General features: G+C 37.7%; 14 protein-coding genes. 8 read left to right on the top strand and 6 right to left on the bottom strand.

Going from position 1 to position 21,959, the window contains the following annotated elements:
- The first annotated feature begins 20 nt into the window (after window positions 1-20).
- From A3EM_RS0135975 to A3EM_RS0135940, 8 genes are all read left to right on the top strand, one after another.
- Window positions 21-926 (top strand): 2-keto-4-pentenoate hydratase, encoded by a 906-nt coding sequence (locus A3EM_RS0135975; RefSeq protein ID WP_020533094.1) that lies wholly within the window; start codon window positions 21-23, stop codon window positions 924-926.
- Window positions 927-1,063: 137 nt separating this feature from the next.
- On the top strand, window positions 1,064-2,257 hold the full coding sequence (locus tag A3EM_RS44745; RefSeq protein ID WP_052323408.1) for an acyltransferase family protein: 1,194 nt from the start codon (window positions 1,064-1,066) through the stop codon (window positions 2,255-2,257).
- Window positions 2,258-2,270: 13 nt separating this feature from the next.
- Window positions 2,271-3,293, top strand: coding sequence for a sensor histidine kinase (locus tag A3EM_RS46670; protein ID WP_020533092.1), 1,023 nt, complete (start codon window positions 2,271-2,273; stop codon window positions 3,291-3,293).
- Window positions 3,290-3,985 (top strand): LytR/AlgR family response regulator transcription factor, encoded by a 696-nt coding sequence (locus tag A3EM_RS0135960; RefSeq protein WP_020533091.1) that lies wholly within the window; start codon window positions 3,290-3,292, stop codon window positions 3,983-3,985. The genes A3EM_RS46670 and A3EM_RS0135960 overlap by 4 nt, the downstream gene beginning before the upstream one ends.
- A 207-nt stretch (window positions 3,986-4,192) precedes the next feature.
- Window positions 4,193-4,876, top strand: coding sequence for an RNA polymerase sigma factor (locus A3EM_RS44735; RefSeq protein ID WP_020533090.1), 684 nt, complete (start codon window positions 4,193-4,195; stop codon window positions 4,874-4,876).
- Between the two features lie 186 nt (window positions 4,877-5,062).
- Window positions 5,063-6,100, top strand: a complete 1,038-nt coding sequence (locus A3EM_RS0135950) for a FecR family protein (protein ID WP_020533089.1) — start codon at window positions 5,063-5,065, stop codon at window positions 6,098-6,100.
- A gap of 189 nt (window positions 6,101-6,289) precedes the next feature.
- Complete coding sequence (locus tag A3EM_RS0135945; protein WP_020533088.1) at window positions 6,290-9,814, top strand: SusC/RagA family TonB-linked outer membrane protein; 3,525 nt, start codon at window positions 6,290-6,292, stop codon at window positions 9,812-9,814.
- Between the two features lie 87 nt (window positions 9,815-9,901).
- A complete protein-coding gene (locus tag A3EM_RS0135940) occupies window positions 9,902-11,503 on the top strand; it encodes a RagB/SusD family nutrient uptake outer membrane protein (RefSeq protein WP_020533087.1) in 1,602 nt (533 codons plus the stop codon).
- Window positions 11,504-12,310: 807 nt separating this feature from the next.
- Here A3EM_RS0135940 and A3EM_RS0135925 read toward each other — a convergent pair.
- The 6 genes from A3EM_RS0135925 to A3EM_RS0135900 all read right to left on the bottom strand — a co-directional run bounded on the left by A3EM_RS0135925 (window position 12,311) and on the right by A3EM_RS0135900 (window position 21,911).
- On the bottom strand, window positions 12,311-13,666 hold the full coding sequence (locus A3EM_RS0135925; RefSeq protein WP_020533084.1) for a DUF1552 domain-containing protein: 1,356 nt from the start codon (window positions 13,664-13,666) through the stop codon (window positions 12,311-12,313).
- Between the two features lie 11 nt (window positions 13,667-13,677).
- On the bottom strand, window positions 13,678-17,292 hold the full coding sequence (locus A3EM_RS0135920) for a DUF1592 domain-containing protein (RefSeq protein ID WP_044240847.1): 3,615 nt from the start codon (window positions 17,290-17,292) through the stop codon (window positions 13,678-13,680).
- Between the two features lie 164 nt (window positions 17,293-17,456).
- Window positions 17,457-19,598: a polysaccharide lyase family 8 super-sandwich domain-containing protein gene (locus tag A3EM_RS0135915; RefSeq protein WP_020533082.1), complete on the bottom strand. Its 2,142-nt coding sequence runs from the start codon at window positions 19,596-19,598 to the stop codon at window positions 17,457-17,459.
- A gap of 168 nt (window positions 19,599-19,766) precedes the next feature.
- Window positions 19,767-20,093 carry a hypothetical protein gene (locus A3EM_RS0135910; RefSeq protein WP_020533081.1) on the bottom strand — a complete coding sequence of 109 codons (327 nt, stop codon included), beginning with the start codon at window positions 20,091-20,093 and terminating at the stop codon, window positions 19,767-19,769.
- A 13-nt stretch (window positions 20,094-20,106) separates the two neighbouring features.
- A complete protein-coding gene (locus tag A3EM_RS0135905) occupies window positions 20,107-20,433 on the bottom strand; it encodes a DUF6686 family protein (protein ID WP_157638250.1) in 327 nt (108 codons plus the stop codon).
- Window positions 20,434-20,621: 188 nt separating this feature from the next.
- Window positions 20,622-21,911 (bottom strand): serine hydrolase domain-containing protein, encoded by a 1,290-nt coding sequence (locus A3EM_RS0135900; RefSeq protein WP_020533079.1) that lies wholly within the window; start codon window positions 21,909-21,911, stop codon window positions 20,622-20,624.
- Window positions 21,912-21,959 lie beyond the last annotated feature (48 nt).

The raw sequence follows: 21,959 nt of genomic DNA, 5'->3' as shown, positions 1-21,959 counted from the left end.
CTAATCTTAAACTCACTCTCATGAAAACCTTTTCACCTTTCCAAATTTTCAGTTTTTCCTTATTGCTCATTTATTTGGCTTCCTGTTCTTCTCCTGAAAAGAAGCAAACAGAAGAAACTCCGCCACCTGCAGCCAAAAGTATGAAAATGTCTGAGGAGCAATTGGTAGATTCCCTTCAGTTTTACCGGGAAAATGCCATTATTACCGATTTATTATCAAGAGAAAACCCCGACCTGGAAAGGGAGCTGGCCTCAAAAATTCAATTGAGGGTATTGGAAAAAGAATTAGCCAAGGGAAAAACTAAAATTGGCTGGAAAATGGGTGGTACGGCCACTTCCGATCCGGCTCAATTTGATCCTGTTTTTGGATATATCCTTAATACAAATATGATTGCACCCAATTCCTCTGTCCCAATGGAAACCTTTCCCGGAGGTGGTGCCATGGTGGAAGCAGAGGTAGGATTTATCATAAAAAATGACCTAAAAGAAGGCCTTTCCTCTATGGATGATGCCAAATCCTGTATTGAATATGTGGTGGGTGCCATAGAGTTTGCAAAATCAATTGCCACCACTTCGAATGGAACTCAGGTAAACCCTGCTCATGTTTTGGCCACTGGAATGGGTCAGGCAGGTACCATTGTAGGCACAGTTAAAATTCCGGCTTCTGATTTTGACTTCGAAAATGAAACCGCGAAATGTTTTATAAATGGAAAACTTGCAGCGAAGGGAGTGGCATCCAATATTTATGGAAATCCTCTCAATGCCTTATATGAATTAGCCAATTTGCTTCCAAAATACGGGCAATATCTCAAAGCAGGAGATTTGGTCATTACGGGTTCACTTTATGCAAATCCAACTATTGATGATGCTGCCGAAGTGAAAGTAGAATTTTCAAACCTGGGAACCATTTCATTTAAAACTGAATAGTTTCCTAAACCATATAGTATCGGGGAAATGCTAACCATTCACAATGGTTAAACATCCCTGTTTTCTTTCCATTCATCAAAAGTATTTCACCAAAAAGATGATTCAACTCATCTTAGTGAACACTTAAAAATTGACTTATGGAAAGAAATTATTATATCGATTGGTTGAGAATCATTGCCATACTATTGGTGCTCTATTTTCACACGGCTATGATCTTTACAGAAGAATGGGATTGGCATATCAAGAATGATCAGCTCAGTTATATCTGGCTGGAATTCAACTTTTGGCTGAGTCAGTTCCGAATGCCGCTGTTATTTTTCATTTCCGGAATGGGAACATGCTGGGCATTGAAAAAAAGAACACCATGGGTTTACATAAAAGAAAGACATAACCGCCTAATGCTTCCCGTAATTTTTGCCATGTTTTTTATAGTTCCTCCCCAACTCTATTTTGAGCGATTATTCAATGAAGAGATAGAAGCATCATTCCTCAATTTTTATCCTTCAGTTTTAGATTTTGTGCCCTATCCGGAAGGGAACTTTTCCTGGCACCACATGTGGTTTGTTTTGTACCTTTTCTTTTATTCGGTAATTGGATTACCATTATTTTTATACCTGAGAAAGCCTGAAATAAAACAAAAGTTTAATGCTTTCATCATATCCAATCCATGGTCGATTTATCTTATTTTGGTGTTGCCTACCACTCTTTGCTATTTTTTCATCACCAGTGAATCCAACAGAACTAATGCTTTTATTGATGATTGGTGCTGGCATTCGTATTGGTTTTTGTTCTTTGCAACAGGCTATCTGGTTGGTGTTGTGCCACATTTTATCAATTTTATAACTGCACAAAAAAGAAACTTGTTGGGGATGGCGGTTTTTTCCATTGTTTTGATCAATTTCTTTCGATGGAACCGAATGGAAACCACTCAGGAGACAGATGCTTTGATTTCTTTATTGATGCCATTAAATGCCTGGATGTGGTTATTAGCCATCCTGGCTTTAGGGAAACAATACCTGAACCAACCTCATCCGATTTTAAATTATGCCAACCAGGCTATTTATCCCTTTTATATTTTACATCAAACTGCAATTGTGATTATTGGGTTCTATGTGGTGACTTTAGTGGATGAAAGTATTTTGGCTAAATATCTGTTTATTAGTACATTAAGCCTTGTTTTGAGTGTAGCTTTTTACGAATATTTAATTAGACCATTTGGACTAATTCGTTTTCTTTTTGGGGTGAAATCAAATATTGTAAATAAAAAGAAGTCCTCCGTAAACAAGGGATATTACCATAATGAAAACGATAAGGTAGCCCAACCTGTCTAAAATTGATTTTGAAATGAAATTTTTCTGGAAATATATATTCCCCGGAATTTTCGGATTACTCATTTATAGTACCGTTCGGATCGTAAATGATACCATGAGCAGTGGCTTCAGATTTTGGGAAAGGCCTTTTTATATCACTGCAATTGAGGTGGTAACTACAATTTTAGTCGCCTATATTTTTGATTTTCTCATCAGGCGATTAGAGTCCAAATTTGACTCAGACTTTAAAAATGATTTTTCAACTAAAAAGATAATTAAGGAATTATCTCTGCTTACTTTTTTCACCATCATCATCATTAACCTGACTATTCTCCCAATGGTGGCTCTTACTGATGATGGCCTTACCCTCAGTGATTTTGTTCAGATTAATCTGTTACCTACACTTTTTGTTCAGATCTATTTTTTGGTTCGTAGGGGTAATTTTTATTTACATGAATTTATAGCCAGTCGGGTGAAATTGCAAAAACTGGAAAATGAAAGGCTTAAAACTGAATTGTCATTTCTGAAAAGCCAGTTCAGTCCACATTTTCTTTTTAATGGCTTAAATAACATATACTTTCAGATGGATAAAAGTATTCCTGAAGCCAAAACGAGTATTGAAAAGCTATCAGAACTGCTTCGGTATAATTTATATCAGGAGCAACAAAAACTGGTTCCCATCTCGAAAGAAAGTAAGTTTATACATTTATATGGGCAGGTTCATAAATCCCGAAGGAGTAAAGATTTAGATGTAAAGGAAAATTTATCGACTTCTGAAAAGGAAATCTACCCTCATCTACTGATCCCTTTGGTAGAAAATGCCTTTAAATATGTGGGAGGAACAACTCCAGAAATTTCAATGATTTTGGAGGAAAAGGAGGGTAAAGTAAGCTTTGAAATAGAAAATACGATTCGCCAGGTTAATCAGAATAGATCAAATGGAATAGGGCTTAAAAATCTGAAAAGAAGGCTGGAAATCCTCTATCCTAACCAACATAAATTTTCTACATTTATAGATGATAAATCATTTAAAGCCCACTTAGAAATAAGGATATGAAAAAAATAAAATGTGCCATAGTGGATGATGAACCAATTGCTTTAGAGGGGTTGAGAGGCTATGTAGAAAAAATTCCTTATCTGGAATGTGTGGGGGAATTTTCTTCAGCTTTGGATTTATTGGAAAAAATAGATCAGATTAACCCTGAGTTGCTTTTTCTGGATATTCAAATGCCTTACCTCACCGGGATAGATTTTTTGAAGTCATTAAAAAAACCGCCAAAAGTAGTATTTACCACAGCCTATGATAATTATGCACTGGAGGGATATGAATTGGATATTGTAGATTATCTCATGAAACCCATTTCTTTCAATCGTTTCTTGAAAGCATGTGAAAAGGTAAAAAAAGATTTAAAGGAGGACCCTCCCGATAGTTTTTTCATCAAGACTGATAAAAGGACAGAGAAGATTTTTTATGAGGATATTCAATATATCGAGGGTTTTCAAAATTACCTGAAATTAAATTGTCTTCAGGAAAAACATATCGTGCATATTACCCTTAAAAGTTTTTTGGAACAACTTCCGGAAACTCAATTTATTCAGGTTCATAAATCATTTATCATTAATCTGAAGGCAATTAAAGCCCTGGAGGGTAATCAACTAGTGATAGGAAAAGACAAAATTCCCATCAGCAGATCTTATAAAGATGAGGTAGTAGAAAAAATTATTAATTCGAAATTAATCAGAAGATAAGTAATTGAATTTATATTTTTTTAGAGGAAAAATAATTCCATTTTTTCACTTACCCCATAGTACAGGATAGTACATAAATGGAATATTCGTACCTTAAAAGAATTCTGACACCTTATTGATGCATTTTTCCTACCTTGGGTTTATATTTAGTACGCTTTTTAACCCAAAAGGTAAAAGGGATCAAAATTTTACTTTTCTATTAATTTTATGAAGATCGGGCAAAAATCATTTATCCCATCTCCAGCGAAAAAAGCTGTACCCAAAACAGTGCAATTTGATCAGCAGGGTTTCCCGGGAAAATCTGACCCGGAAATCTGGTTGCTATTTAAGAATGGTGACGATGATGCCTTATGCCATATTTATAACACCTATGTAGAAAAATTATTCATTTTTGGTCACCAGATCACCAGAGATAAAGATAGAATTAAAGATAAAATCCAGGATTTGTTTATTCATTTAAAAATGAAGCGAAAATCTTTGGGTGAGGTAGTTTCCATTAAGGCTTACCTGTACAAAAGTTTGTGGAGAATGCTGCTGGAAAAATCAAAGAAGAATGATTTTGTTATTTATGATGGAAATCAAAATCTGAATGCTGGAGGTTTTTCCATAAAAATAAATGCCGAAGTAGAGCTCATTGAAGGAGAAACCTATCAGGAAAGACTTCAATTTTTAACAAAGGAATTAAACAAGCTCTCAAAAAAGCAAAGACAGGCTATCGTACATTATTATTATGAGGGATTTTCTCATGAAGAAATTGCCTATATCATGGGTTTGAAAAATAAAGATTCTGCCAGAAAACTTATATACAGAGGAATTGAAAGCCTGAAAGAAAAAATTTCGGCTATAAAATACCTCCTTTTTCCCCTAATCCTCCTGATGTTAATTGGTTAGAAACCTTCTCAAAAAGGTATTTTCCAATTACTTTAAAATTTTAAAAAAATTTTTCCTCAAAAATGTCCCAACTTTTCATTTCTTCCCTCTATTAAGGTAAAGGGTATTAGATTGAAGGTAATACCAGATAATTCACTGGATAATATCAGGTGAATTTGCAAAATTTTTAATTGTACGGGTACTTAAATGAATTATAAGGATTATACCATAGAGGATTTTATAAAAGACGACCTTTTTGTGAAGTGGGCCAAGAATGCTGACCATGAATCAGGTGAGTTTTGGGAAAAATGGATTCAGAATAATCCGGCCAAGCGAAAGGACATATTACAGGCAAAACATATTGTTCAGAATCTGGAATTGGCTTATACTCCAGAACTTCAGGAAGAAGATTACCTTGAAATGTTCGAGAAGATATTTAAGGAGGATCACTCTCACACTATAGCATTTGAAGAGGAACAGGAGAAAAGCTTTCTTCAAAATTATAAAAAAATTGCAGCTGTTCTTTTACCCCTTTTATTAGCCTTTGCTGGTGCCTATCTTATTGTTGAAAATTTTGAAAATTTAGGAAAAGAAAAAATCACAGCCACGGAGCTTCTGGAAAAAAGTACCCCCAAAGGGATGAAAAGTACACTTACCTTAGGTGATGGGACTACGGTAAAATTAAATGCAGAAAGTTCGTTGAAATTTTCCCGGTTCTTTGAAGGAGAAACCAGAAAGGTTTTTCTCACTGGTGAAGCCTTTTTTGACGTCACTGAAAATCCTGCCAAACCATTTATTGTGGTAGTTAATGATATTGAGGCAAAAGTATTAGGGACTTCTTTCAACATTAATTCATACGAAGGAGTTGAAATTTCCCTGGTAACCGGAAAGCTCAAAGTTTCAAATCAGGAAGGAAATAGTTTTATTCTAAAACCAAATGACCGAATTACCTATAAAAAAACTGGTGAAGTGGTAAAAGATAAGTTTGATCCTAAAGAAGTGGTGGCCTGGAAAAATGGAACGATTTTATTTCAGGAAGACGATTTTCGAACTATACTAAACAAGCTGGAGAGGTGGTATGGAGTCACCTTTATTCTAAAACCGGGGCTGTCTTTTAAAGAAAAATTCACGGGCCGTTTTCAGGATGAATCACTGGAAAATGTGCTGAAAGGAATGAAAATATCATTCAATTTTAAATATAAAATTGATGGGAAAATTGTAACACTAACTCATGAAAATAAATGAAAAAATGCACTTTTTTTAATAGTTCCTAATCAAAAAAAGCTGGAACGTTCCTGATGAAATTAATGACCTCATTAGGAAAACCCCAGCTTTAAAGCTCTTTTATTGCCCCATTTAGTTGGCGCCAAATTGTGCAATAGCAGAGCCAGACAGTATCAAGCAATTTTTTTTACTTAAAACCGAGTCTAAAATATGAAATTGAAATTACTAAGACAAATTATTATTATGTCTAAGCTTTTGGTATTTGGCATTTTTGTCCAGTCATTCTTCTGCAGTTTTTTGCTGGCCAATGAAGGTAATGCCCAGAAAGAGAAAGGAAGTATTCATGATATTGAGGTTCATGTCTCTTCCAAGAACGTATCGCTTAAGAAGGCTATCGCTGAGTTGGAAAGAAAAACAAATTTTAGTTTTACCTTCACCGATGCCACACTCAATGAAAATGAAAAAGTTAAAATAATTGGTGGAAACAGTAGCGTTGCTGAATTGTTATATACCATCTCCAAGCAAACTGGATTGCGTTTTACCAGGATAAATAACAATATACACATTTCTAAAAACACCAATAAATTCCCCAACTTAAAAGAAAGTGTTACGGAATTCCAGCAAGTGAAAATAAGTGGAAAAGTAACAGATGACACCAATGAGCCACTTCCAGGGGTAAGTATTTTAATTAAAGGAACTTCATCAGGAACGACTACCGATTTTGATGGAAATTATTCACTCAGTGTAACAGAAGGTTCTACTCTACAATTTAGTTATATTGGCTATGTTACTCAGGAATTAGAAGTAGGTGCACAGTCTGTGATTGATGTTTCCCTTAAAACTGACTTAGCACAATTGGAAGAGGTAGTCGTAATTGGTTATGGAGAGAAAAGCAGGACTTTGCTCACCGAATCTATAGGAACAATGGATTCAGAAGAAATTCAAAAATTACCCATATCCAGTGCCGATCAGGCCTTACAGGGTAGAATTTCCGGTGTTCAGGTTACCCCAATGGATGGTACTCCGGGAGCTCCAACAGCCATCAGAATCAGGGGTGTGGGTACGGTAGGAAACGCACAACCATTATTCGTAATTGATGGGGTTCCGGTTGGGAAAAACACAGGGGGTAATCCAAATGGGCCTATTACCAACCCGCTTTCTACACTAAATCCTTCTGATATTGAAAGTATATCGGTGCTCAAAGATGCCTCCGCTGCAGCTGTATATGGTGTAAGGGCTGCCAATGGAGTAGTAATCATTACAACCAAAAGAGGAAAACAGGGTAAGCCGCAAATCAATTTTGACGGATATTATGGGGTACAAAAACTTCCGAGTATGTGGGATATGAATAATACAGATCAGTATATTGCCCTTACCGAGGAAGCTTACAACAACTTTAATATTCAAAATGAGCTTTCTCCTGACGACCCAAGTTACTTAATTTTGCATCCAGACCTACAGCCAGGTTCACCTTACAGAAGTATTAATGAAGACTGGGCGGGTGATGTAAAAAATAATAATGCACCCATTCAGAATTATAACCTCTCGGTTTCCGGAGCAAATGACAATGCAAACTATTTCGTTTCTGCAGGATATTTTAACCAGGATGCAGTATTGAACAAATGGGAACTTGACCGGTATACATTCCGGGCAAATGCGGACTATAAGGTAGGCAAAAGGTTTAAGTTTGGAAATACTTTTACAATGTCCTATCAGGAAGTATTTAGAGGTGTGAATGGAGGAGGAGATGGATTTTTGCTGGCCAATGCAGCCACCATGCCTCCATTTTTTGAAATCTATGATTATAGAAATGAAATTCCGGGAAACAGATATGGCTACAATGGCAATGAGGATGTAAATGGATTAATTATCGGAAACCAAAATGGGATCAACCAGATCAGAGATAATTATGACAGAAGTACCAGAATGCTGGGTAGTATCTATGGTGAATTGGAAATTATCAATGGTTTAAAATTTAAATCAATGGCCTCTATTGATATGAATTGGGGCAGAAATGATTCCTGGAATCCTGGTTATACTGCTGCTGAGATGGGGTTGAACAGACCAAACCAGGAAAGAACAGATAGTAGAAGTGAGGGTTATACACAGGTATTCACCAACACCTTAAATTACGATAAAAATTTTGGCGACCATAACTTCAATGTTTTAGCCGGATTAGAATATCAAAAATTAAGATCTACTTCGCTTTCAGGGAGAGGAGAAAATTTCCTTTCTGCAGATCCTGACTTTTATATTAATGTGAAAAATGCCTCAGAAAATTTACTGATTGGAGGTGGAGCCGGGGAAGGCGCTTATGTGGGATATATAGGAAGGTTTAGTTACGATTACATGAAAAAATATTTGGTAACCGCTACGGTAAGAAGAGACGGAACTTCAAGCTTCTCTCCGGAAGATGATAGAAGATGGGGAACCTTTCCATCCGTATCTGCAGCCTGGAGAGTAAGTGAGGAGGATTTCTTTAATGGAATAAATGCCATTTCCGAACTTAAAATAAGAGGTAGCTGGGGACAATTGGGTAATGATCAGACCACTGCTTTCCCGCATGTGTTTAGAGTTTCTCCAACTCCAGATTATGGATTGGCAGGCTCTACTTCTGTACAGGCCCCGGCCCCGGTAAACTTTGTAAACAAGGAAGTGATATGGGAGACAAACGAAACATTTGATGTGGGCTTTGATATGACTTTTCTGGATAACAAATTCGATCTTTTAATGACTTATTACAAAAGAACCACCAAGGATTTTTTAATCTCTCTGCCATTACCAAGAATTACCGGGTTTGAAAATACACCCGCAAACGTAGGTGAAGTAGTGAACTCGGGTATAGAGTTGGAATTAGGCTACCATCAAAACTTTGGAGAGTTTAATCTTGACATTGCTACTAACCTTACCACTGTAAAGAATGAATTAACTGCATTGGCTCCGGGAATTGAAGAATTTTCTTCCAATGAAATTTACAGAACCGGAATCGGGCAACCCATCGGTTATTTCTATGGTTACCAGACTGCGGGAATTTACCAAACCGATGCGGAAGCAGCTAATGCCCTTCCTGATGCCAATTCTCAGGGTGCAAGAGCAGGGGATGTGATTTTTGTAGACAATAACGGTCCCGCTCCAGAGGGTGCTCCTGATGGACAGCAATTCTCAGGTGAACCTGATGGAGAAATCAATTTTAACGACCGGACCTATTTGGGAAAAACCATTCCTGATTTCTATTACGGAATAAATGTAGGAGCCAACTATAAGGGATTCGACCTTAGTATTTTCTTTCAGGGTGTTTCCGGAGTACAGTTATACAATGAATTCAGAAGAGATGGGGAAAGGCTTACTGGAAGTGGACGAAATGTAATGAGTACTACTGCAAATCGATGGACTGGTCCTGGAACAAGTAACACCATGCCAAGAGCAATCGCTACCGATCCCAACGACAACAACAGATTTTCTGACAGGTTTGTAGAGGATGCCGGGTATTTTAGGATGAAAAACTTGCAGCTTGGATACTCTTTACCCAAATCTCTATTGGATAAAACCAATTCTATCCAAAATGTTAGGGTTTATGTTTCAGGTTCTAACCTGTTGACAATTACCAATTATTCAGGACCAGATCCCGAAGTCTTTACTTATAGAGCAATATCAAACCAACTGGGAGCAGGAACAGATCAGGGAAATATTCCCCAGACCAGAACCCTGCAATTAGGACTACAAGTTGGTTTCTAAAAAGGTAGAAGGTAAAGCATTCATAACTGGAATAAAAAGAGATAACATAGAATTCAAAAACATGAATTCTTAAAAATTAAAATAGATATGAAAAGAAAAATAAAATATAGTTTTTTACTACTCAGCTGTTTGCTTGTTTTTAGCGAATGTGAAAAAAGACTGGACCTTTCTCCACTTGGAGAATTGAACTCTCAAACTTTTTACAATACTGAAAAAGATTTTGAGGCTGCCTCTCTGGCTCCATACTCTACGCTCCTTAATTTATACTTCGATCAAAATGGAAGGGGATGGTTTAAAGGAATTTTGTATCCTGGAGATGATGTAAGAAACCCCCAAGGCAGCAATGCACAGGAAGAATTTCGATGGTTACCCAACGATGGTGAATTCAATTATTTGTGGAATGAATCTTACAAAGGGATTATGAGAGCAAACGTAATCATGGATCGATTACCTCTTGCTGATGGTTTCTCTGACGAGGGAAATAAAGCTCGATTTGAAGGAGAAGCCAAATTCCTAAGGGCCTATTTTTACTTCGTGTTGGTAAGAAATTATGGTGAAGTTCCCTTAGTATCTGAAGTGGTGACAAGCATTGAAGATTCGAAAATTGGCAATGCCACATTCGCAGAATTATGGGATTTTATTGAATCAGATTTAAAAGTTGGGCAGGAAAATCTTCCAGAATCCTGGGATGCCGACAATGTAGGCAGGGCTACTTCCCTTGCAGCAACCGCCTTACTTGGAAAAGTAAAATTATTCCGGGCACAGTGGGAAGGAAATGCGGCTAAGTATGCAGAAGCGGCTACAGAGCTAAACAAGCTGGTAGGAAAATTTAGTCTGATGGAAGATTTTGGAGCAAATTTCTCTGAAAATTCTGAAAATAATGCAGAGTCTGTATTTGAGATTCAGATGACAAGAGGAGATTTTAATCCCTGGTTGCCTACAGATTTTGGTCTTCCTCAAAACCAAAATGTTGGAGCAGCCGGTACAGGTAGAAAAGTATTTATGGGGACTTCCTGTCATAATGGAAATTGCGCCCCCGGTGCTAATAGTGATGGTTATGGCCAGGTGCATATTACCAGTTCTCTCCAAAATGAATTTGAAGATGGTGACCCCAGAATTTTCCATACTTTTTATCAGGAAGGAGAAGATTATGCAGGTGCACCATATGATCCTGCCTGGTCAATTACAGGAGCTTCTCCAGCCAAATATTTGAGACCATTCGTAACCGGACAGTTTCCTCCCAACTGGAGTGGAAATAATGAAAGGGTAATCCGATATGCAGATGTATTATTAATGCTTGCGGAAGCGGAGTTGCTTGGCAATGGAAATGTAGCCAGAGCCGCAGAGCTCATCAATATGGTGAGAGAAAGAGCCAGAAATAATTATGAAATTGTGAATGGTGATCCTGCTCCGGCTGATTTATTACCAGCAAGATCTGCTGCGGTAGATCAAAACCAGATGTTCCAGTGGTTGATGCACGAAAGAAGAGTAGAACTTGCTTTGGAATGTCATCGATATGATGATTTGGTAAGATGGCACCGGGCCAATCTGATAAACATTAAAACAGATATTGATTTTGGAAATACACTTGCTCAGCAAAACTGGGAACCCAAACATTTGATCAAGCCTATTCCACAATCTGAAATAGATAATAATGGAAACTTAAAACAAAATATAGAATATCAATAGCATATATAAAAAGCGCCAACAATTTATTAATGCGAACCTATTATTTGACAAAGGAGAAATGAATAAAAATCTCCACTTGTTAGATGTTTTATTTTCATATTAATTAGAATAAAAGGACCAGTATCATGTGCTGGTCTTTTTTTATTTATGATGGAATTGAGTAAAAGCCTAAACTTCAATAAAATATATTTTATATTATATAATTTATAATCTATATTTTATAGAATATAAAGCAGGCGTAAGCTTTCCTTGTGCTGATTACCAGCTATTCAAATAAACCGTTATGAGCTTCCTGTAATTAATAAGAACCTTATTTAAGCAACAGTGTTCCACACCGGGTGCTCCACACCGGGAACTATTATTTCCGAGAAAAAGTAATCTCTCTATCAGCCTTTTATAGCAAAATAATACACAGTTAATTTTGAATTATTACTTAAAAGCATTGTTAACCATCACTTTAAAAACAAGAAATGCAAAAGGAAGGGAAGTAAAGTATGTGGGAATAGCAGAATGGTAATTTCCTGACCCTATTAAAATCAAAACCCCGATTCCAACAAACACTAAATTCCTCCCACAAAAAAGGCTTGTCTCTGTGTTTTTCCAAATAGGGCTAAAAATAAGACAAACTGGCCAAATGAAAATAAGAAAGTGGGCAATATCCAAATATTTGAGCTTGCACCAAAAATTGTATAAAGCTGAATCAATAAAAAAGGATTTTTAATTCGAATCCAATAAAAATCGAATTAAAAATCCTACGATAATGCTTCGGAATTTCAAGTTCCGAAGAGCCTTTGTACTACTTATTTTTTATCCAAAAATATCCGTATCCAGTTTACCAGTACTGTCTGAGAAACTTTCAGTTTCTATACCCATGGTGTTCAGCATACTTACAAACAGATTGGACATCGGCATCTGATCTTCATATTTTATATATTTTCCATGCTTCACACCCATTTTAGAACCACCAGCCAAAACCAGTGGATAATTGATGGCATCATGCGTGGTACTACATGCACTTCCATAAAGCACCATTGTATTTTCCAGTAATGAACCATATTCGTCATGGGTATTTTTCATTCGATCCAGGAAGTAGGCATATTGTTTGGCCAGCCATTGGTCGTATCTTCCCCACTCCTGCCAGTGATTTGCCGATTTATCATGGCTAATGGCATGGTGACCTCTCTGCAATCCAAGTGCAATTTTTGGGAAATTTTCACCAAATCCCATTCCATCTTCCCTGGCCATCATATAAGTCATTACTCTTGTTAAGTCCACCTGCATGGCCAAAACCATTAAATCAAATGTAGATCGGATATAACCCTGAGGATCAACTGTGGCATTCACATTCAAATTCAGGTGATCTGCATTAAAATCTTTCATGGGAATGTCCAGCCATTCTTCATTCCTTTTGATTTGTGTTTCTACCGAATTCAGAGAAGTCAGGTATTCATCCATTTTCTGCTGATCTGATTTTCCCAGCCTTTTCTGTAAATTTTTGCTGTCTTCCAGCACCAGATCTACAATTTTTTTATCTTGTTGAAGACTTTTCTTTCTGGCAGCCGAAGTTTCCCCACTACCTCCCTGGGCGAAATATCTTTCAAAAATTTGTCTTTGTCTGTGTTCTGAAGGAAGTGGTTTTCCAGTGTGATCAAAGGAAAGTGTGGAAACCCTGGATTTGTAACCCACACCGCCATCAGTAGATAAGGCCAGATAGGGATACCGGGTGTATTTACTATAATGTTGCGCCACTACCTGATCTACGGAAATATTGTTTTTGTATTCATTTCCTCTTAAATCTCCTCCGGTAAGCCAGGTATCCCCCGCCAGGTGACCAAGCAGGTTTCGGCTTCTGGGATGGCTCAATCCCTTAATGATAGACATTTCATCTCTAAAAGGAGCAAGAGGAGATAAGGTTTTGGTCAATTTGTAATCCCGACCTTCTCCGATTGGAAACCAACTCCAGTTCTTGTGATCCGGATTTTCTTCGGGGGGTAAACCACAACCATTAGGAAAGTACACAAAACAAAGACGCTTTGGTACTTCACTGGAAGTGCTACTTCCCATAAACGGATCGCCCATGGCCTCAAGATAAGGTAACATACAAGTTACCCCAAGACCTTTTAGAAATGTTCTTCTGTCTAATTTCCAGGATTTTTTTCCCATTTTTTTATTGGTTAAAATTCCCCTCTGAATGAAGGGCTGGTTACAATATGTTCAAAAACGGATTGAAAGCGGTAATCATCTTTACGAACTGCTTTCACAATCGCCTCAATTTCCTGCTCATCCACGAAAGTCACATCTCTACCAAGGGCATAGGAAAACAAATGTTTCACCAACGACCGGGTAAATTCGTCACTTTTCATGTTTAAAATATACGATTTTATTTCATCAATTCCATTTACTGCTGCTCCATCAGGCAATTCAGCTTTTACATCAATAGGTTTATCTTTGGCTACTGTCTGGAATATACCCACTGCATTGTAATTTTCAAACACAATTCCATAGGGATCAATTTTTTTATGGCAATCCATACAGGAAGCCTTATCCCTATGTAAAAACAGCTGCTCTTTTAGAGTCAGTTTTTCGAATCCCGGGGTTTCAGGATCGAGTTCCGGTACATTTGGCGGTGGATCCGGAGGCCTGTCCCCCAATATTTTGGACCTTAACCAAACCGCCCGTTTTATGGCGTGGGCCTGAGTACCATCAGAATGCCCACTTAAGAATGCACCCTGAGAAAGCAAACCGCCTCTGTGCAAATCCTTACTTACCGGTACTGCCCGGAATTCATTTCCTTTTACTCCCTCAATTCCGTAAAATTCAGCAAGGTTCTGATTGAGCATAGCAAAATCGGATTCTATCAGATTCAGTATACTCAAGTCTTCCTTCAGCACATAATGGATAAAGTGGTAAGTCTCTTCCGACATATCAGCTTTCACAAACCTGGTGAAATCTCTGTATTCATTCACATTGGTGCTCATGCTTTCATGCCGGTCCACCCTTAGCCATTCATTCGAAAATCTCCGGATCATATCCCAGGCTCTGTCATCCTGTAACATCCTCCTTACCTGTTCTTTCAGATCACTTTTATCATGAAGATCGCCATCTTCTGCCAGTTCGAGCAACTCCTCATCTGGAGGAGCATTCCAGAGAAAATAAGATAGCCGGGAGGCCAGGTAAAATTCTTTGTCTTCTTCCGAGGCATCTTTTTCCGGTTCTGCCAGATAGATAAACTTAGGCGAGCACAAAACTGCAATTAGTACTTCTTTAATGCTATCCTCATAACGATCGAAATCGCTTCTGGTATTTCGCCAGAATTTCATATAGGGATCAAGTTCTCCTTTCTCCAAAGGCCTACGGTAAGCATCCTCAATAAACCTTGTCAGGATTTCACGGGTATATGCCTCTTCATTGTCCTTTTCATCTGAAGGGAAAAAGATTTTTGTATGACTTTCCGGAGGCCATGTGGGGTAAAAGGGAGCCTCAAATTCTATTTCTTTAATCAACAATGGAGGTCCGGAATCCTTATTATCTTTCACCAGATAATCATTCCATAATCCCACAATCATGATGTTGGCCAGGATTTCTGTTTCTACCGTATCAATCATTGGAATAGGCAGGTTTTCTAATCTTCCCTTAAAAGTGTAAGTCTCTGGTTCTCCAAGTTTGGCTTTTACGTATTTGAATGTATCAAATGTTTTATAGTCCATCCCATCATCTGTTCTTGCTCCGGCAAAAGTTCTGATAGAAGGAATTTCATTGTCATATTTGGCTTTACTTTTTTCTGCTTCAGATTTCAACTCTAAGGTAATAGGATGATCTTCCGGAAACGGAGTGACTACTACCCTGCTGAAACCTACAAAAAAATTGCCCCCAATTGTCAGCGTATGTTCTCCTTCCTTTAAGTAAGCCAGGGTAATGGGTGTTTTGATCTCCGCTTCATTTTCCATTGCCTGATCCAGATGAAGTCTTTCCTGCAGCTTATGATTATCCACTTTCAACTGCATGGAAGGCATGGCATCAGCTGGTACAAAAGGATGGCCAAAATCAATTTGATAATAACCTTCTTTTGGGGCATTAAATTTAAAAACAGCCCGGCTTTCTTCTGTTACCTCTTTGGGAATAAGCTGGTTATTTTTTAATACCAGATTAGCTTTTTCCTTGGCCTCTTTTGGAGTAAGATAAATGGCTCCCTCAATTCCTTCAGCAATTTTCTTGTCCCTCAAACTGATAAATCCTTCTTTTTGAGAATACCACTGATAGCCTTTGGATGCTTTTACCCTAAATTCAAAATCACCTTTCATTGGGAAATAATTTCTGAAAAGTAATTTCAAATTAGGGGATGGGCCCTGCCATGATTTTGGAGTAACTTCTTTGTGTGGAAGTGCAGAATATAAAATAATACCCTCATCCACCACTTCATACCGATCAGCATCGGAACCCCTCATACCTACACCAATATTTTTCTTTATTTCGGTAAGTTGAGCCTCTTCTTCACTATTCAGTCCTTTTTTAGGCTTACCGTTTTCATCTAATATCTCCACCACAAAATCATCAGGATTAATAGGTGCACTTTGATAGCCTCCTATTCTTCCAGCAGGCAAATCTTTACCTATGCCCTTTCCAAAAGTAACCTTATAATGTGTAACTGGTGGTTTCTCTGCAGGAGCAATGGCTTTGTCCAGAGCTTCTCTGGCTATTTGTTTGTAATAATCAATATGCAGTGGCGAAACCTGCAATACCTGGCCGTTATTGCTAAATCCCATTTCCGATTTGGCATCGTCAGGTAAAACTTCACCAAACTTTACGGGAACATTCAATAACTTATTCAGGGAATTGGTATACTGATTTTTGGTAAGTCGTCTGATAACTGCTTTTTGCTCCGATTTCCTGATTTCTACTGCATAGTGAATTGAGGCTGTAATCCAGTCTACTAAAACCCTTCTTTCATCATCATTTAATTGTTTCTCATCCTCTGGTGGCATTTCGCCACTATTCACCATATTCAGCATATGGCGCCAGGTTTCTGCATCCTGCCCATGCACCAAATCAGGGTCTATTTTATCTAATCTTAAGCCCCCTTTTTGTTCATCTTCCCCATGGCACTCGATACAATATTTTTGGGTAATTGGACTGATGTCTTTTACATATTCAATATTTTCCAGCGTTTCATCAATCAGGCTGGACTCCATGGCAGCCAATCCATCTACTGCGTAGGGATCATCTCCAAAGAATGCCCTTACTTCTTCTGGTAAATTCTTAGTTAAGAAATTAGATCCGTGTGTAAGTGAGCCTCCATAATGACCAGTTATACTCAGGATAATGACATTTACAAACAGGGCAAAATGATAGGAGTTAAACTTTTTGTTTTCCGATTTTGACACATTTTGTCTGATGACAATTAGCCAAATACTCAAAACAGCAGTAGCCAGCCCCAACCACTTGTGAAGTTGAAAAACATTACTTCCATATTCTCCAGAGGCCGCCAGCAGTGTCCCTGCTATTACAGTAGGAATGGCAGAGAAAACAGCCAGCCACAATAAAGCTCCACATGCAGGCTGGAGCTGTAAAGAAGGGCGGACAAAACTAAAAACTTCTAAGGCAAATAGCCCTAATAAAATTCCGATGGGCAAATGAACCAAAAGGGGATGAAACTGGCCTAAAAATGCCAGTGCCCAATGCACGTCCTCCTCACTTAAAGGTATAAAAGCCAGTGCTATTAAGAGACACGAAAAAACTATCGCACCAATAATGAGCGGCTTTCCACTAGTATATTTATCAATTTTATCCAACGGCAGTATTCTGGTTCTAAGTGATTTAATAGGTAATTTTAGCTCTTGAAGTAAATTGAGTTTTGCCAGATTTCCAAGAATTTTACCGATATTTTGCGCCTTTCATTCGCTGAATTGGTATATTCGATGGCTGGCCATTCCATTCAATTTCAAAAGTACATTTTCTAGAAAAGGAATGTCATACTTTTACCAGCCATTACACCTTCGGGTAAAAGTACACTTATTTCACTTTTTCCACTTTTTTCATTCCACCTGATTTGTATATTTTCAGCTCCGGATTTCAGCTTTGAAGTAATTGAAAAATAGAGATTTGACAATTTTCTACCAGGATCTGAAACCGAAATTTCCTTTACCTCATTTCCATCCGTCCTGATCATCACCAGGCCCGGACTCTCAGCAGATAAGATCAGGTCATCATTCAATTGAATTTCTCCACTTTTATAAAACACAATTTGATATAAATTCAATCCTTTATGTGTTACTGCCTGAAGATTTTTCGAATTTTCTAAAACTTCCACCCTATTTTCAGGATGGTTTTCCATCCCCTCTGCTGAAGTAGCAGGCACTACATAATATTCATAGGCAGACTCATTTGGGTGACTTCCATGATCCAGCCATAATTTAAAAGCATCCAGTTTTACTTCCTCTTTTGGAGAGTCTGATTGTCGGTTAATTTTAAACCAACTACCTGAAACCTGATCATTTTGTAAATTTACAATGGTAGGTTCGGGAAAAATATAGCCTACTCCATCATGATAAATTTTTGTTACCTCTTTCAATTCTCGTTCTCCTTTCTCCAATAATTTCTTTTCCCCATTTTCCCAAACAGAAACTTCTCCATTTAGTAAACATTGATTTAAGGTAGTGGCCACCGGATATTCCGATCTGGAAGAAATCCCGGCCCCAAGGCAAACATAAATATCATCAAAAAAGAACCAGGACTTCCTGGCTTTAACCAGATCGTGCGGACTTATAAAATCAAAAGCAGCTGCACCATAATTTCCATTAGTTATGGCCCCTACAAAATCGGTTAACCCATCTTTTTGAATACCCTCCTCGGGGATAAGCGATGGTTTTTGAAGAATAGTGGCTCCTGGAATTTTCTGCCAGTCATAAACCGGCCAAATGTCATATAATTCTCTTCCGGTAATGGAAATATGATTTACACCATCTCCCCGATAATGATTATACAGACCCTCCCCATTGTAAGGTACTTCCATGTTATTATTTCTGGTGGAATACATTCTTACTGAAGTAAAAAAATCAGGTCGCTGGAATGTAAAATGTTCGGATTGCCAGAAAAAGGTAGCGTGTGAGGTAGTCGCTTTTTCCCCTTCCAAACAAATGGCGATTATCTCTTCTATCTCATTTTTTCTGTAAGTAGAAGCCTTTAGTAATTTTATTGCAGTGCTTGCATTTTGGGGTTTTAGTGTTCCTTCCCTTGTGATGCTTCTGTTTTTAGCAGCAGGATCCGGAAATTTTGCGTAAACCATATGTTTGCAGATGCCATCCAGATAATAATCTGTCAACTGGTTTATTTTCTCATTGGAAAAAGCATATTTGGTTCCGGCTACATAGGCGGCCCATTCGGCAAAAGCATAGGCATATCCCAAGCCATAGGAAAGGGTATTGTTAACTCTGTCCTTCCGGTGGTGAAAACTGTAATCATATTGCATTCCTCTGCCAGTTGCAAATTTTATTTCGCCTTCAATCACTTCAATTACTTCATCAAACCCGTCCCCATCCTTATTATACAAAAGGTTTTTAGCCAAAATTCCAGCTATTTTAATCCTGTCACCACTTGGTCTTGCCCCGGAAGCATTGAGATGTGCTCTTCCAATAATTGGCTGGGTTTTTTCCACCAAATCCCCTGGTAAATCGCCATCCATAATCAAGAGTAAGGTGACCAGATTAGTAGGTGTACCAATCTGATTATGCCACCAATTGTCACATATAAAATCTTTTTTTACCCAGAAATTCAGGGCCGATTCAATCGCTGCTTTTAGTTTTTTACTTTTATAATATGATGATTTTTTACTTTTATAAGCTCTGGCCATTAAAACCATATTGCTTAAATGATTTCTATTCTCAAATCCGGTGCGGGAAACATCTTCATAATTAATATAATCCCAGCTGCCATCAGAAGTAATATCATTAAGTCTTTGTTTAATTATTTCATCCTTGACTCCAGCATCCATAGCTACTTCAATCACACGCTGGCGGACAATTTCAAGATCAGGTTTAGGGTAGGCACTAATGGTGAACAACATGAGAACCAGGTTCACCAGTATCAATTCTTTTTTCATTTTCAATTTAGTTTGTTGTCATTCCCATGAGCAGGGAAGATTATCTAAAAATCAAGATAATATACAATATTAACAAACCTCATTAAAAGATAGAATTGTATGTAGCCCAAAATGTAATTGTAACTGCCCTTAAGAGAAAATTAACCATCAAATTAAAAATAGATTAATTTACTCCCTGCAAATAAGGTTTTGTATCTCTATCATTAAAAATGTCTGATCTACCGCTTCTTTAAGTTGCTCCAGTTCCGAGTTGGAAAATACAAAAGCCATATTGTTGAAGGAAGTCTTAACCACAAAATCCTTATTGGCTTTACAACATCTCATTGCCAGAGACTCATTGGTTTCGGATATTTCCCTGGAAAATAAAACGAAGGAATCTATTGATAAATAAAGTGCTACATTTCCGAAAACTATATGGACATGATCTTTGGAAGGGCCTTTTGCTGTAAAACAAAATTCGTTCTGGTGGTAAATGTAATTTTTGCTCTTCTCCATGTGGATTGGATTTTTACTGGTTAAGAATATTGACTGCCTCTAATAGCAATTGAGCTTTTGCAAGGCCTGATTTTAATTGTAGAAACTCCTCTCTGGAAAAATTGAACTGAATGTCTTCATGACAAGAATTTAGGATAACAAAAGGGGTAAGACTTCCCTCTCTGATACAAACCTTATCAAAGTCCAGCGCAATGACCGATTTGGAGAAAGTATTAAAACCTCTTGGGCTAAAACCTATCAAAATATTATGGAAACTAAGGCCTACCCTTTTGCATGATTTACATTGTAAAACAGTCAGATATTTTTCCTCTACCAATATTCTTGGGTTACAATTGTTCATAATTTGGGATGAAATTAATGGATAATTAATTTTATTTTTATTTAGACTAATTATAATTAATTTCAAAATTACGTTTCCTCTACAGGAAAATCAATCCCTATCAATAGCCAAAAAATTATAGCTAATAATGGTGATTATATTAAATTATGACATGAAGCCTCAAACCAGAATTAGAAAAAATTTGGTGTCTAATTGGGAAATGGATAATGTCCATAAACTGCATCCCGAAAATTCTTGTGTAAACCAATCTGATCGTAAGGAAACAACTGTACAAACAAAACTGCTGTTAATTCATTTTTCGGATCTACCCAAAACAAAGTACTTGCAGCCCCATCCCAAAAAAATTCTCCTACTTCCCCATTATTTTCTTCAGGGCTTGCCGGGGGGCTTAAGCGCACTGCGAAGTCTATTCCAAATCCAACTTGTCCTTTATTTTCCAAAAATGACCGTATTTTTACACTATCTGTCAGGTGGTCTGTAGCCATTAATTTCACGGTTTCAGGTTCAAGGATTTTTGTTTCTCCATGTTGGCCTTCATTCACCAGCATTTGGGCAAATTGCATATAATCATCCAGCGTGGAAGTTAATCCCCATCCACCAAGTTTCAACGGCCATTGTTTGGTATTAAATGAAAGAGCCTGTTCATCGGGTATCCTATTCAATGTGTCATTTCCCAGCCTGTAATTAGCCGCCAGCCTGTCTCTATCCATTTCAGGAACAAAATACCTGGTTTCCTTCATACCAAGGGGATCTAAAACATTTTCCTTTAAATATTCATGGAATGGTTTTCCAGAAATCCTTTCTACAATCAGTGCCTGCATATCTACACTGGTTCCATATTCCCATTGTGTGCCCGGTTGAAACCAAAGTGGAATACTGGAAAGTTTTTCCGCCATTTCGGTCAGATTTCCTTCTCTATTATAAATGTCCAATTTTCCATACTTTTCGCCAAGCCCGGGAACATCAGTTCTATTGATGATCCCGGTAGTGTGGCGGGTCAAATCTCTAACCGTAATCGGGCGATCAAGTGGCTCCACCATTATATTTCCGGAAGAATCCACCCCTGAATATACCTGCATATCGGAAAATTCGGGAAGATATTTAGACACAGGATCATCCAATTGAAAAGCTCCATCTTCATAAAGTGTCATCAATGCCGTACCGGTGAGCGGTTTGGTCATGGAGTAGATCAGCACAATTGTATTTCTGGACATGGGTGTTCCGGCTTCACGATCGGAATAACCAAAGGTATTAAAGTAAACCTCTTCCCCTTTCTCATAAACCAAAGCCGACACTCCGGCAAGCTGACCAGCATCCACAAAGCTTTTCAGCGTAGAATCTATTCGGTCAACGGTGGATTGATCTACTACTTTGGAAATTTCCTTTGTACTTTCCTCAGATTTTGGGGCATTGCACGCACTTAATAAGAGGCATAAATTTGTAATTAATACAAGCGAGACGTTAATAAACTTTTTCATTTTCTGGAATCCTGTTTTTAAACAATAAGTGAATTAACGAAAATCAGG

This window comes from Flexithrix dorotheae DSM 6795 (assembly GCF_000379765.1).
GTDB classification, from domain to species: domain Bacteria; phylum Bacteroidota; class Bacteroidia; order Cytophagales; family Flammeovirgaceae; genus Flexithrix; species Flexithrix dorotheae.
The sequence above is the reverse complement of the archived record's forward strand: the minus strand, read 5'-3'. Positions and strand labels throughout refer to the sequence as shown.